We start from the raw sequence: 13,476 nt of genomic DNA, 5'->3' as shown, positions 1-13,476 counted from the left end.
CGAATGAGGAGATCGGGTTCGGCCGGCACAGGTGCAACACAGGGAGGTACATATGAAAACGCTAACGAAACTCGTCGTCACAGCGGTTCTGGCGCTAGGCGCGACGCTTCCGGCGCAAGGCGTCTCAGCGCAAAGCGAACTGCGGATCGGCACCGCCAGCCTGGGCGGGGCCTATTACCCGATGGGGCAGGCGCTGGCCAATTCCATCAACAATTTCGCCGAAGGCTACACCATGTTGCCCATCGTCACGGGCGGCGGGGCGGAAAACCCCCGGCTGATCGCCTCGGGCGAGGTGGACGTGGCAATTGCCCCCGCAAGCCTTGCGTTCTTCGCCCATGAGGGCCGCACTCCCTACCCCGAGGCGCTTCCGATCTCGGGACTTGGCATTTTGCATTCCAGCGTCTTGCACATGGTCACCCTGCCCGGTTCGGGGATCAAAAGCGTCACCGACCTGCGTGGCCGTACGGTTGCCGTTGGCCCCGCTGGCGGCGGCACGCTGAACATTCTGAACGACCTGCTGTCGATGTATGACATGACGATGGAGGATATCACCCCCAGCTTCCTGTCGTATGCTGACGGCTTCAGTCAGTTGGCCGATGGCAGCGTGGATGCGTCCTTTGCGCTTGCGGGCTTCCCGACTTCTGCCGTGGTGCAGGCCGCTGCGACCAATGATCTGGAATTCATCGAACTCAGCGATGAAAACATGGCCGAGCTGAAGGCGCGCTTCCCCTATTATGGCGGGGTTGTCGTTCCAGCCGATGTTTACGGCACCGACGCGCCGGTTTCGGTCATCAGCTCGGCCAACCTGCTGATTGCTCCGGCTGACATGGACGAAGACCTGGCGTTTACCCTGACCCAGGCGGTTTACGACCACATGGATGCGCTGATCGCGGAAAATGCCTTGGCCGCGTCGATCGAGCCCGAAGCGTCGCTCGACCTGCCGATCCCGCTGCACCCAGGTGCGGCCCGGTATTTCGCCAATCGCAAATGAGCATGATCTGAACTGTAAATCGGACGTCGGCGCATGCGGCGCCGGCGGCCAAGATGTGCTTGGCAGAAAGGGGTGTAGCGGTGCTGACCATTGAAAAAGGCCTGAGCTACGTCGTGACCGTGGTCGCCATTGGGCTCAGCTTGTGGCACCTGGCGATTGTAGCGGGGTTCTTGACCTATTCCACGCTCGACATCCGCATTCTTCACCTGACGGTCCTGTTGGCGCTGGTGTTTCTGGTAAGACTGCCGCGCGACAATTCGGTCGAAAACGGCGCAAGCCCCAAACGCGCTGCCTTTGGCCTGTCGTTGCGGGTCGTTTGTGCGCTGATCGCCGTCGGCGCCGGTCTTTACACCTATTTTCGCTGGCGGCCGATTGCGTTCAGCGGCGGCGTGACGACGGATCTGGATGCGCGCGTGGGCCTGGTCATGATTGCGCTGGTGCTGATCGCGGTATCGCGCCGAATAGGCCTGTTCCTGAGCCTGATCGCGGTGGTCTTTCTGCTCTATCCGTTCGTGTCGTCCTATCTGCCCGAGGTCATTTCGACCCGTGGCTATGGATGGGAACGCGTATCTATCTTCCTGGCCACCGGCGGCGAGGGTATCTTTGGTATCCCCTTGGGCGTGTCGGCATCCTACATCATCATTTTCACGATCTTCGGCGCCTTTCTGAACAACTTTGGCGCGGGCGATTTCTTCTTTCAGTTGGCCCATTCCCTGACCCGCGGCGCACGGGCGGCCTCTGCCAAGACGGCCGTCATATTCTCCACCCTTCTGGGCATGATCTCAGGCTCGGCTGCGGGCAATGTGGCCGTGACCGGCACCATGACCATCCCGATGATGAAACGCGAAGGCTACACGCCCAACCAGGCTGCGGCGATCGAGGCCGTGGTCTCAACCGGTGGCCAGATCATGCCGCCAATCATGGGGGCTGCCGCGTTTATCATGGCCGAGATCATCGGCCGCCCCTATTCCGAGGTGATGACGGCTGCGCTTATCCCGGCGCTGTTATTCTTCAGCTCCATTTTCTTCATCGTTCATTTGCAGGCGGTCAAGGTAAACCTGCCCCGGACCGAGGCCGCCTCCGATGCACCGCCCCTGCGACGCTCCTTGCTGGCTGGCACCCGGTTCATGGTTCCGTTTTTCACCTTGATCGGGATGATGCTGGCTGGCTACTCGCCGTTTCGCGCCTCTTTCATTGCCTTGATCCTGCTGCTGGTGGGCTGCACCTTGTATGAATGGCGCGATCTGCGGGGCGTACTGCACAAAACCCTGAAATCCCTCGAAGACGGGGCGCTGGCCGTGCTGTCGATCGCGGTGGCCTGCGCGGCGGCGGGCATCGTGGCGGGGGTCTTGTCGATGACCGGGCTAGGGTCGAAAATCTCCAGCCTGATCATCGTTCTGGCCGCGGGCGAGCCGCTGCTCGCGCTGGCCATGACCGCCGTTCTGGCGATCATCCTGGGAATGGGACTGCCCACAACGGCGGCCTATCTGATCCTGGCCACTGTGGTCGCCCCGCCGCTGGTGCAGATGGGGGTGCCGCTGCTGACCGCGCACATGTTCGTGTTTTTCTTCGGCTGCATCTCGACCATTACGCCACCTGTGGCGCTTGCCTCTTATGTGGCTGCGGGGATCGCGGGCAGCGACATCAACCGCACGAGCTGGACCGCCTTTACCTATGGCATTACCAGCTACATCCTGCCCTTCATGTTCTTCTTCAGCCCGGCCTTGCTGATGCAGGGTTCAGGCATGAACGTTACAGTGGCGGTGATGACCGGGTTGCTGGCGGTGTTTTGCATCAGTTCGGCGGTCGTGGGGTATTTCCGGCGCAGCCTTAACCAGATAGGACGTGGGGCGATGGCCTTGTCCGGCCTGCTGTTGATATATCAAGAGCAGACCAGTTCCGTCATCGCCCTGCTTATGCTAACGGGTGTTGCTTTGGTGATCCAGTTCGGAGGACCCCGCGTGGCGCTCCTCGTGGCGAAGTGATCGGCCAACCGCAATCCGCCTTCCACGACCTTCTCCCTTGGAGCTTGAAGGGGCGTCAAGCTGGAAGGCCGCACGGCTCAGCCGCCGTTTGCGTATAAGCGGGCACCGCCTACGGCCCGGCGAACGGCGCCTTCGCGTAGAGCCTCCAGCGCTTGTTCCGGACCGGTGCCAGGTGCCGATGCTGATCGACGGGAGGTTTCCGCAGGTCCACATTGCCGATCTTCATCGTCTCCAGTTAGTCGTGATCACCGCCATTCAAAATCACTGGAATACTCGAGAACAGCGTGAGAAATCGGCTTAGGCCAAAAGACGTTTAGCAACGAGGAGTGTGCAGCCGGAAAACTGAACCTGTCAACTTGATGCTGAATCCACCGATCCGGCTACCCGGTTCAAAGCAGTAAGCAAGTTCGGGCACATCTGAATTGAATTCGTCGCGGATCACTCAGAGCCGCAACTGCTCGTCGAGTCCGGCCCGCCTTTTTTCGATCTGCGGAACCTCAACGAGGTGAGATCCTGCAACTGGTTCCTTGGTGGTAAACGGCACGAGGATCAGTTCTGTTTGGTTTTCTCGCTTCTGGATTATGAGGCCAAGGCAGTAATGCCTGAGCGACCAAGTGCCTAACATGAACATCACAACGCCGGTTTGGCTAAGCTATCTTGAGCTGATAGCTTGGTCGAATGGACATTCAAGTGTCTTTAATCTGTCGGCGAGACGTTCGGAAAATTCTAGCGTGATCTTTGATGCTGGTCGATCAAGGGGGCGCAATACATACAAAGTTTGCCAGAATGCCGGCGCGAATTGGGCAAGATCCAGCGCGTTCGCATAGCGTCGAGCGGTAATGGCGTCGATGATTCCCACTCCGAAACCCCGTCGGACAAAGCCGCATACCGACTCGAAGGTTTGCGCTTCAACAGTGGCTCCGGGGAAGGCGATTCCCCGCTGATCGAAGCGCTCCGACAGTTGAATCGTGGTTGGGTGTGTCGAACTCACACATATCAGGGTCTCTGCCAACAAATCGGCGGGTTTCAGCACGGGTTTGTCCCGTGGTGCTTGTCCGCGCGGAAAGGCGATCAGGCACGGGATCGAGAACTCCTGGACATCGAGGGTCTGATCCTCAGCCAGACGGGTTGAAATCGCCAGATCGAAATCATGGGTCTGCAGCAAGCCGGTCATCATTTCCGAGCGGCGCGCCTGAAGCTGAACCCGTACCGACGGCCTGTCTGCCAGAAAGCCGCTGAGGACCTCGGGCAGGAAATCGATAGCTATGTCGGGATAGGACACGATCGTGAGATCTCCACGGCGGTTGTCGCGGATCTGGCGGGCCCGATGTTCGGTTAATTCCACGCTTTCCAATGTGCGATTGACATCCGGCATCAGGAACTTCGCTTCGGGTGTGGCCACCAGTCGGCCCTTCACGCGGTCGAAGAGCCGAAACCCCAGCGTATGTTCGAGGTTGGCGATCAGACTGCTGGCCGAGGGCTGGGCGATACCCAATATTTCGGCCGCCTGCGTCATGTTTCCGCTCATCATGATCGCACGAAGGCACTGCAACTGACGAATATTGATCAAAATTCAACTCCATAGTCAAAAGCTATGAGCGCCGCAATATATATTATTATCTTCTATTGCTTCTGTTGTCTACGATCCTTGCAAGTAAACGCGGCTCGCGAAACAAGGACGCAGCACAGACCATGACTGGATTGCCGGAACTTACGAAACGCAGCAGTTTTGCTCTTGCACCGGACCTTTTGCTGACGCCAAAGGGAGCGCAGCCCGGCATGGTGTTGCAAGTCCGCGACGGCGCGATTTCCTTTGTCGGTTTCCGGACCGACTTCGAGACTCAATTTCGGGATACCCCGGTTACCGACTTGCCTGAACGCGCTATCGTGCCGGGCTTCATCGACGCACATACTCACCTTGGCCAGGCGTTCGGTAAGGCGATCACCGGGGGGAACCTGCGCAGATCTGGCGCCGCATCTGGACCCCGATGGAAGGCAGCTTTGATCCGGAAACGGTCTATGTTTCTGCCAAGTGGATGTTTCTCGAAGCGCTGCGCGGCGGTTTTACCGGCATCGTCAATTTTGCGATTCAAAATGAGGCCAAGACAGAGGCTCTTCACCGGGCGGCAACGGATGTCGGCATTCGCCTTGTGTCCAGCACCGGTGCGGCACTGCCTGTCGACGGCCGGGAATTGCCGGGAGCTTGCGACATTGCGAAGGCAATAGACTCGTCGCTGACTCGGGTCGAGGCGCATATCGCGGCTTGCAAGGACCAGCCGCTCATCACGCCTTCGCTCTGCATCCCCGCGGTGCAAGGTGCACCCGGCGAGTTGATCCGCGCATTGTCGGATTACAGCGCCGAAAAAGGCGTCCTGTTCCAGATCCATACCAACGAGCATCATGTGGAGGTGCATTGGAGCGTGTGCACATATGGCAAGCGTCCGCTGGAGTATTTCGCCGAAAATGGCGCGGTCGGGCCGCACACGTTGCACCACCATTGCACGCTGGTGACGGATAACGAGATCGAAATTCTTCGCGAGACCGGTTCCGCGGTCAGCTACAACCCGCTGGCCAGCGCCTGGAAAGGCGATCGCGCCGCGCCCGCCCTGGCATTTGCCGCCCGCGGTGTCCGCTTTGGCATCGGCACCGACAGCACGCGGTCCGACGCGCTACGCCTGCTTGAAACCGCCGAAACCGCACAGCGGTTTTCCCAAGGCATGCAGAACGCGGATTTCTCGTGTGGTGCGGCCTGGACCTGGATCGACGCCGCGACGCGCGGCAGTGCCGATGTTGCAGGGCTTGGCGGGGTGACGGGGGAGATCAGGGTCGGCCGACGCGCCGATTTCCTTGTGCTCGATCGTCGACAGCCCGAGGTCAATCCTTCCTGGGACTTCGAATGGGAACTGGTCCGGCTTTACAATCGCGACCAGATCGAAGCGGTGATCATCGACGGCAGGACCGTCATGGAGCATTCCCGGCCCGTCGGTTGGGATGCGGAAGAATTCCTCAAGACCAACAGGGACCGCGCGCATGACGTCGTCAGCGCTGCGCCGATTGTTCGGTGCCATGGCCGGTCGGGCGATTTTCGGAACAGATGAAAGGGTAGCAAAGCGATGGAAACGCATCTGAAAAAATACGGCCAGCTTGTCATGTCGCTTATGGGCGTGGTGGCGATCTGGTGGATCGTGTCGGGCTTCGGGCTCGTCAACCAGAACCTCTTTCCGACCCCTCCCCAGGTTCTGGCTGCCGCGGTGGAGCTCTACAAGGACGGAGTCTTGATCAGTGACTTGCAGATATCGCTGAAACGCGCCGGCATCGGCTTTGCGATCGGCTCGACACTGGGGGTGCTGATCGGGCTGCTTACCGCACGGGTCTTTGCCTTTTCGGTGGCTCTGGAACCCTTCCTGACGTTGTTGCGACCGATCCCTGCCATTGCGCTGGTGCCGATTGCCATCGTCTGGTTCGGCATCGGCGAAGGATCGAAATACTTCGTGATCTCCTACACAGTATTCCTGGCCGTCTGGCTGAATACCCATGCCGGAGCTTCTGCCGTCGCGGGCACCTATATCCGCGCCGCGCGGTCGCTTGGCGCCAATCGCTTCCGCGAGTTTTTCGAAGTCGTCGTTCCTGCCGCAGCGCCACATATCGTCGTTGGGCTTCGGCTGGGTGCGGCGCTGGCGTTCCTCAGCCTGGTCGCCGCCGAGCTTAGCGGCGCCTCGTCGGGCATCGGCTTCCGCCTTCAGGATGCCCGCCAGTTCATTCAGACCGACCGCATGTTCGTGGGGCTCATCGAGCTCGGCATCCTTGGCGCGCTGCTCGACTCGGTCTTTGTCATCATCAGCCGCCGGCTGGTCCATTGGGAGAGCGCATGATGGAAGCTGCACTGAAAATAGTCGAGGAAACTCAGGCAATGTCCAACACCGAGGTCGGCAGAATTGACGTGGAAAACGCCGCGGTCACATTCGAGGGCCCCGGAGGCAAGAAGATCGAGGCTCTCGCACCGACCGATCTGGTGATCGAGCCAGGATCGTTCATCTCGCTGATCGGACCGTCGGGATGCGGCAAGTCCACCTTGTTGAACGCGGTCGGCGGTTTTGTCGCTCTGTCCAGCGGTATCATCAAGCTGGATGGCGAGCCGGTGACAGGCATCAATCCGGATGTCGGAGTGGTGTTCCAGCAATACGCCCTGTTCCCGTGGTTCACTGCGCTCGGCAACGTCCTGTTTGCGCTCAAGCGGTTCCCGATGACGAAAGAGGAGCGCAGGGAGCGTGCGATGACAGCTCTCAAGGAAGTCGGGCTCGAAGGACGCGAAAACAATTATCCCGGCCAGTTGTCGGGTGGAATGCGGCAGCGGGTGGCACTTGCCCGGACCTTCGTGACCTCGCCGAAGGTTCTGTTGATGGATGAACCATTCGGTGCGCTGGATGCCCAGACCCGTGTGGTCATGCACGAGATCCTTCTGCGCGTGTGGGAGGCACACAAGGCCACCGTAATCTTCGTCACCCATGACGTCGATGAAGCACTGATCCTGTCCGACAAGGCCCATATCATGAGCGCCGGACCGGGTCGCATCATCGAGACCATGGACATCACCGACGAGCGGCCGCGCCGGGCGCATCAGGTGACCGAGAGCTTCCTGAAGAACCGCAATCACATCATCAGTCTGCTGCGCCAACCCGGTGCCGACGATCACTGATGCACACTCAATTTAACCGGAGGTAACAATGTACAACCCGCTCAAATCAACCTTTCTCGCCGCTGGCCTCGCCACAATGGCGACAGCCGCGATGGCGCAAGACACCGAAATCACGTTTGGTGGCGGCGCCTATCTCGACATTCCGCAACTGTCGGTCGCGATGGATCATGACCTGTTTGCAAAGCACGGTCTGGATGTGAACGTCATTCCGTTTCAGTCCGGCCGTGCGGCATTCGAAGCGCTCCTTGGCGGCCAGCTTGACGTTGCCGTCATGGCCGAATTCCCCGCCGTTGTCGGTGCGATGCGCGATCAGGAGTTCAAGGTCATTGCCGGCCTGTCACGGTATCAGGCCACGCGGATCATCCATACCGGCGATGCCAGAATCGATTCTGTGGCCGACCTGGCGGGCAAGCCGATCGGGGTCACGGCCGGAACCAATGTGCATTTCTGGCTAGAGAACGAGCTGAGGGACGCCGGCGTCGAGGCCGAAATCGTCTCTGTCGGCCCCCCGGACATCGTTCCGGCCCTGGCGCGCGGCGATATCTTTGCCGGGGCAATGTTCCCGTCCTTCTACGGCGGCGCGAAAGAGATCTTGGGAGACAAGTATCAGGAAATCCCGATTTCCAGCTACGAGACCCATTTCATTCTCGTGGCCACCCAAGAGTTGATCGACGACAATCCCGACGCGGTAACTGCCGTCCTGTCGGCTTTGGTCGAAGCCGAAGAGGTAGTGAAAGCCGATCCCACGGAATCACACGAAGCCGTGTCGCGCGTGCTGAGCGGAACGCTCAAACCTGAGGAGGTGGCCGAAGCCTCCGCCAACTACAGCTTCAATGTCAGCCTGGACGAGGCCCTGATCGATCTGATGGTCGATGAAGGCGTCTGGATCAATCAACGCGGTTCCATCAAAGGCGATGTGCCGACACGGGACTCGATCGGTGCTTACTTTGACAGCAGCTTTCTTGCCGAAATCGATGCAAGCCGCGTTTCCATAAACTGATCGTCTTCTCCTCCTCAACTGGCCGGATCATCCCCGTGGTCCGGCCCTTTTTCTTGGACACACGGAATGGATCCTGCGTATCTTGCACTTCTTGGCTTTGCGGTTTTCGGAGCCTCCATTCTTCAGGCTGCGACAGGAATCGGCTATGGCGTCATTGCCGGTCCGATCTTTCTAGTCGCATTGAACGGCACTGAAGCGCTCCAGATCAGTACGCTGCATAATCTGTTGATCGCGATCATACTCGTGCCGATGCTGCGCGGCGGTGTCGAAAAAAGAATTCTCGGATTTCTGGCGGCCGGCAGTATCGCCGGGATTGCCTTCGGCTTGTTTCTGCAGGCAGAACTAAGTGTTGTCGCTTTGAAGCTCGTTGCTGCGGCCATGGTGGCATTTGTCGCACTGACGCTTGTTTCCGACATGCGTCGGAAAAGCGCAGCAGTTTCCACATTCGGAGAACCCGGGATCGAAGTTGCGTCTGTCGGAGTGTTGTCGGGCATCATGGGCGGTATGTTGGCAATGCCTGGACCATTGGCCGCGACATGGATGTCGATCCGCTCCTACGAGAAAGCCTCCGTGCGCTCGACAATTCTCGCCTTCTTTGTCTTCGCTTATGGCGCGAATGTTCTGTCATACACTGCAGTGTCCGGTTTTGATGCTCAGACTTTGAAGTTGGCCGTTTTCCTGACTCCTCCTCTGGTGCTCGGCATCGCGGCCGGCTGGGTGATCTCGCGCCTTCTATCCGAAATGCTTTTTCGAAAGATTCTTCTGAGTGTTTTGACGGCTACCACCGTGATGCTTTTATCCAGCGTCGTTTGACGGCGGCTGTGAAACGGCATTTGGATGTGACCCTGTCAGATGACGGAATTTCAACGGCTTATGATGCCGATCGGCGTCGCGACCCCTCGCCAGTTCACAGGTCAGCTGCTCTTTACGCGCACGGGCCGCGCTCAGATCCGGAAAATATTCCAGACGCGATTGGCCCCAAGTGCCGAGACGACCCCAGGAGCGATTGAGAACAAAGGCGCCGAACATCGTCGGTTCTATGGACAACGAGTAGAACCGGGCCATGTTGAGGCGCGGGTCAACGCGCGTCAGAAGAACGGTTTCGTCATGAGTTCCATATCGCCACTGTTCGGCACAGACGCCCCAATCCTCCAATGAAGGATTTGAATCGTGGTTGCATCTGACGATTTGCAACGATGATGGGACGGCTGAGTTCGCCGGAACGACCCTTGTTATCTGAGGGCGATCTACGACGGCTTGGCCGGGCCGAGCCGATCCTCATCATCGATCAATGTCAGGCGAGACGAGGCGCCTCTTCCCCATCTCCAGAGCACCAGGTTCGTATCGCCTGGACCGGCTCCCTTGGCGAAGCTGCGCACGAGCAGGCCGTTGTAACCCTCCGCGATCAGTTGGCGGGCCAAACGCTGCGTTCGTGCTTCGCCTGTCGTCGTCGTCTGGTCGCGCCAGGTCGGGTCTGCCAGCGCGGTTTCGTCGAAGCCTGCTGCAGCCAAAGCCGACGTATCGCGGGTGTCGAAGACCATCTCGATCTCGGCGCGATAGCAGACAAGTGTCGTCGGCTGAAGATTGCCAACCTGATTGGCTTCCCTCAATGCCGTCAGCACGGAAGTCGACGCGTAGAGCGCCGGCACACCTTTTGGATTAAACCGGCCGCCATAGAGCTCCGCCCCGCGTCCCGACATCGGTTCGCGTGCATAGACCGGATTAAGGGCCCTGTAGAGTTTTCCGAAATAGGTGAGAGCCACGGTCAGGCGTGCACGCCGGCGTCGACAGCATCGATGAAGTCGTGCACTTCGCCCGCCCGTCCGTCTCGCACCAGTTGCATGGCCGTCTGCCCGGAAAACCCCGGCAGCGGCTCGGATCGGTACCAGGCGTAAGCTATCAACGCCGAGCCGAAACGCGGCTCGACCTTGTTGACGATCTCCACCATCTCGCGCAGCCGTCGCTGTGTTTTGTCCGATCGCACCCGATCCTTGCGCTGGATCGCATCCTTGCCGAGGCCGACCGTCCGTGCGATTTCCTCGCTCGTCGTCCGAAAAGCGCTCGCGATCTTGTTCGGTGCAAATAGCCCGTGGTCTGAATATTGCGCGAGGTCCATGGCTTCACCTAATATTGACGGTAATCTTGACGCAATATAGCGTCTATATGATTGGCGATCAAGTGCCAGAGAGGGATGACTTCGCGACATACCTCATGGAGTTGCTGGACTGGAACCGTCAACTGGTTTTGGCGGGGTGGCTTTAGGAGCGTGGGCGCCGCATTTCCGCTTATTGCTCGGACCTGTCGCAAAACTCTTCAAAGGCGAAACCGGCACCCCGGCGGTCTTGGCATTCCCCATTGGAAGGCCATCACTGATTAGCAGGTTGCGTCACAACCTTTATCGGAGTTCAGAAACTGCCAGATATCAGGCAGCTTTTCAGATCACGACAGGACGTGCGGAGATAACCGAATAACCGACGACATCGAGGATCGAAGCCGAGCGCGGTGTGCTCGCTGCTCCGGTCCGGTCGATTCTCAAAAAGACGTCAAAGCCCGTCCTTTCCAAGCTGCCGGCATCCAGAAGGTTGCCAGAGAGTCTTTTGCCCTGCCTTCACAGAATTTTTTCGCAATCAGTATTGCACTTCACATAAGCGCATGCTTATGTGACCTCATGATTGAGAACGAGATTTTCAAGGCCCTGGCTGATCCGACACGGCGCGCGATCTTCGAAAAGCTGGCCAATGGCAGCATGAACGCAAGTTCACTGCGCGACGGCATTGATATCAGCCAGCCTGCGATGTCGCAGCATCTTGCCGTTCTGTGCCAGGCAGGGCTTGTGCGGCAGGAACGGCAGGGCCGGTTCGTGAACTACGAAGTCGATCCCGATGGGCTGGCCCTTATCGCCGGCTGGCTTTCGAAATACCGTGCTTACTGGCCGGCCCGCATCGATGCATTGAGGGCACTGCTGAAGGACATGGACCAATGAGTGACCAGACGACCGACGCAGAGATTGTTAAGACGACAGGAACCGATGCTGAAGCGGCGGACCTAGTGCTGGAATACGAACTCGAAGCACCGCCGGAAAAGGTCTGGCGGGCAATCACGATCCCCGCATTCAGGGAGAGGTGGCTACCGGGACGGGATCTCGCCGAGGCGGAGCCCGTCGTTGAGGTGCCCGGCAAGGAAATCTCTTACCGAATGAGGGACACGGCCCCGCCATTTCTGGAAAGCGTCGTGGCGTTTCAGCTTCGGCCCGACAGCAATGGCGGCACGGTTATAAGGATCGTCCATGACCTTGCCGATGGCCGCTTGGCGCCGCGGATGCCCAAGGCCGCAAACAACAATGAGCCGGTTCTGATGCTGGCTGCCTGACCGCCCCTCAATCAACCAAAATTATCAAGACACAGGAGTTCGCCAAATGCGCGAAGCGATGCAGCTCGTCCCAATGGTGGTGGAACAATCCAGCCGTGGTGAACGCTCTTTCGATATCTATTCCCGACTGCTTCGCGAGCGGATCGTCTTTCTCAATGGTGAGGTGAACGATACGGTGTCGGCGCTCATCTGCGCGCAATTGCTTTTTCTGGAAGCTGATAGTCCCAAGAAGCCGATTCAGCTTTACATCAATTCACCCGGCGGCATGGTCACCAGCGGTTTTGCGATGTACGACACCATGCGTTATATCCGGGCACCCGTTCATACGCTGTGCATGGGAACTGCCCGCTCGATGGGATCATTTCTGCTGATGGCCGGCGAACCTGGGCAGCGTGCGGTGTTGCCCAATGCCAATATCCTCATCCATCAGCCCTCCGGCGGCTTCCAGGGCCAGGCCTCGGACATGGCAATCCATGCTGAGGAAATCCTGCGCACGAAGCAGCGCATGACGCGGCTTTATGCCAAGCACTGCAACCGAACATATGAGGAGTTCGAGCTTGCGATGGACCGGGACCGGTTCATGACGCCTGAAGAGGCGCTGGAGTGGGGACTGATCGACTGCATCCTGACTGAACGAGACGCCACCGAATTGTGAATCGGCGCAACCGAGTGCCCCCGAGCGGGGCCTTTCGCTGATTCACATGCCGTCCTGGAAATGAACGTTCCGTGGCCCGATATGCTCGGCTGACAGAAAAGTTGCTAGCATGGCGAGCGGCCTTAGAAACCTTGGAACAGCATATCCAAGGCCCTCGTAATTTCTGGAAAAGACCCATCCAGGCTCCCGATCGATTCCCCCAGTTGAGAGACCGAAACCGCTGACAGGAACTGAGTGGCCATAACGAACGACTCACCTTCTATGGTGAATATCGGATTTAGGATTTTCGCCGGGGCAGGGGCCTCCGATTTCCGCAACAGCGGCACAACAACCCGTGTATTGAGGCTTTCCAGAAGGTCCGCCTGAACATCCAGGACAAGGACTTGATCGGGTTCAAGCCGGTAGAGACGATTTCTGGCCATCAGAACAGCCGGTTTTTCCCTAGCGGCAGTCCATGGTCTGCAACATAGGAATTGGAACTGTTCAGCGCAGCCTGGTTCTCCAGTTTCCACTGATCGGCCAGGGTTCTGGAAACAGCTGTCCGAATACCTTCTTCTGCAGCCTTGGAGATGTTGATGCCCAGATCCTTCGCAGAGCGAACAAGCGATGCATCAATTGTCAGGTTGGTTGATCTTCTTGCCGTTGAAGGTGCCATTTCACTTCGTTCCCGAGATACGTTGCCGCGACGACGATACAACAGAAGACGCGCAGACTCAATGCGCATAGTCTATGCGCGTAAATACTGAACTTTTTTGACCATTTGATAAAAACCTCACTCCG

At 58.6% G+C, this 13,476-nt stretch carries 16 protein-coding genes; 10 read left to right on the top strand and 6 right to left on the bottom strand.

Annotated elements, in window-relative coordinates; genetic code table 11:
• Positions 1-52 precede the first annotated feature (52 nt).
• Complete coding sequence (locus ON753_RS00515) at positions 53-991, top strand: TAXI family TRAP transporter solute-binding subunit (RefSeq protein ID WP_265960594.1); 939 nt, start codon at positions 53-55, stop codon at positions 989-991.
• A gap of 80 nt (positions 992-1,071) precedes the next feature.
• Positions 1,072-2,976 (top strand): TRAP transporter permease, encoded by a 1,905-nt coding sequence (locus tag ON753_RS00510; RefSeq protein ID WP_265960593.1) that lies wholly within the window; start codon positions 1,072-1,074, stop codon positions 2,974-2,976.
• 652 nt (positions 2,977-3,628) lie between these two features.
• Here ON753_RS00510 and ON753_RS00505 read toward each other — a convergent pair.
• The gene (locus tag ON753_RS00505; RefSeq protein ID WP_265960592.1) at positions 3,629-4,546 is read right to left on the bottom strand and encodes a LysR family transcriptional regulator; all 918 of its coding nucleotides are present in this window, start codon (positions 4,544-4,546) and stop codon (positions 3,629-3,631) included.
• A 418-nt stretch (positions 4,547-4,964) separates the two neighbouring features.
• Here ON753_RS00505 and ON753_RS00500 point away from each other — a divergent pair, with 418 nt between their 5' ends.
• The 5 genes from ON753_RS00500 to ON753_RS00480 all read left to right on the top strand — a co-directional run bounded on the left by ON753_RS00500 (position 4,965) and on the right by ON753_RS00480 (position 9,485).
• Positions 4,965-6,074 carry an amidohydrolase family protein gene (locus tag ON753_RS00500; RefSeq protein WP_265960591.1) on the top strand — a complete coding sequence of 370 codons (1,110 nt, stop codon included), beginning with the start codon at positions 4,965-4,967 and terminating at the stop codon, positions 6,072-6,074.
• 15 nt (positions 6,075-6,089) lie between these two features.
• Positions 6,090-6,848, top strand: a complete 759-nt coding sequence (locus ON753_RS00495) for an ABC transporter permease (protein WP_265960590.1) — start codon at positions 6,090-6,092, stop codon at positions 6,846-6,848.
• Positions 6,845-7,672 (top strand): ABC transporter ATP-binding protein, encoded by an 828-nt coding sequence (locus tag ON753_RS00490; protein ID WP_265960589.1) that lies wholly within the window; start codon positions 6,845-6,847, stop codon positions 7,670-7,672. Before ON753_RS00495 ends, ON753_RS00490 begins: the two co-directional genes overlap by 4 nt.
• A gap of 28 nt (positions 7,673-7,700) precedes the next feature.
• Complete coding sequence (locus ON753_RS00485; RefSeq protein WP_265960588.1) at positions 7,701-8,672, top strand: ABC transporter substrate-binding protein; 972 nt, start codon at positions 7,701-7,703, stop codon at positions 8,670-8,672.
• Positions 8,673-8,738: 66 nt separating this feature from the next.
• A complete protein-coding gene (locus tag ON753_RS00480; RefSeq protein WP_265960587.1) occupies positions 8,739-9,485 on the top strand; it encodes a sulfite exporter TauE/SafE family protein in 747 nt (248 codons plus the stop codon).
• Here the strand turns inward: ON753_RS00480 and ON753_RS00475 are convergent.
• The 3 genes from ON753_RS00475 to ON753_RS00465 all read right to left on the bottom strand — a co-directional run bounded on the left by ON753_RS00475 (position 9,468) and on the right by ON753_RS00465 (position 10,788).
• Entirely contained in the window at positions 9,468-9,737 is a 270-nt protein-coding gene (locus tag ON753_RS00475) for a WGR domain-containing protein (protein ID WP_377047275.1), read from the bottom strand. The genes ON753_RS00480 and ON753_RS00475 overlap by 18 nt on opposite strands.
• A 182-nt stretch (positions 9,738-9,919) precedes the next feature.
• On the bottom strand, positions 9,920-10,435 hold the full coding sequence (locus ON753_RS00470; RefSeq protein ID WP_265960585.1) for an RES family NAD+ phosphorylase: 516 nt from the start codon (positions 10,433-10,435) through the stop codon (positions 9,920-9,922).
• 2 nt (positions 10,436-10,437) lie between these two features.
• Positions 10,438-10,788: an antitoxin Xre/MbcA/ParS toxin-binding domain-containing protein gene (locus ON753_RS00465; protein WP_265960584.1), complete on the bottom strand. Its 351-nt coding sequence runs from the start codon at positions 10,786-10,788 to the stop codon at positions 10,438-10,440.
• 552 nt (positions 10,789-11,340) lie between these two features.
• Between ON753_RS00465 and ON753_RS00460 the strand changes: the two genes are divergently transcribed.
• The 3 genes from ON753_RS00460 to ON753_RS00450 are packed head-to-tail and all read left to right on the top strand — an operon-like array spanning position 11,341 to position 12,696.
• Positions 11,341-11,655 carry an ArsR/SmtB family transcription factor gene (locus tag ON753_RS00460; RefSeq protein ID WP_265960583.1) on the top strand — a complete coding sequence of 105 codons (315 nt, stop codon included), beginning with the start codon at positions 11,341-11,343 and terminating at the stop codon, positions 11,653-11,655.
• Positions 11,652-12,041, top strand: coding sequence for an SRPBCC family protein (locus ON753_RS00455; protein ID WP_265960582.1), 390 nt, complete (start codon positions 11,652-11,654; stop codon positions 12,039-12,041). The genes ON753_RS00460 and ON753_RS00455 overlap by 4 nt, the downstream gene beginning before the upstream one ends.
• Positions 12,042-12,087: 46 nt before the next feature.
• On the top strand, positions 12,088-12,696 hold the full coding sequence (locus tag ON753_RS00450) for an ATP-dependent Clp protease proteolytic subunit (RefSeq protein ID WP_265960581.1): 609 nt from the start codon (positions 12,088-12,090) through the stop codon (positions 12,694-12,696).
• Between the two features lie 122 nt (positions 12,697-12,818).
• Here ON753_RS00450 and ON753_RS00445 read toward each other — a convergent pair whose 3' ends face one another.
• Together ON753_RS00445 and ON753_RS00440 are read right to left on the bottom strand one after the other, a co-directional pair.
• Positions 12,819-13,118, bottom strand: a complete 300-nt coding sequence (locus ON753_RS00445; protein ID WP_265960580.1) for a CcdB family protein — start codon at positions 13,116-13,118, stop codon at positions 12,819-12,821.
• Positions 13,118-13,351 carry a type II toxin-antitoxin system CcdA family antitoxin gene (locus tag ON753_RS00440; protein ID WP_265960579.1) on the bottom strand — a complete coding sequence of 78 codons (234 nt, stop codon included), beginning with the start codon at positions 13,349-13,351 and terminating at the stop codon, positions 13,118-13,120. Before ON753_RS00440 ends, ON753_RS00445 begins: the two co-directional genes overlap by 1 nt.
• Positions 13,352-13,476 lie beyond the last annotated feature (125 nt).

This window comes from Roseibium salinum (assembly GCF_026240905.1).
In the GTDB taxonomy this organism is placed as follows: domain Bacteria; phylum Pseudomonadota; class Alphaproteobacteria; order Rhizobiales; family Stappiaceae; genus Roseibium; species Roseibium salinum.
The sequence above is the reverse complement of the archived record's forward strand: the minus strand, read 5'-3'. Positions and strand labels throughout refer to the sequence as shown.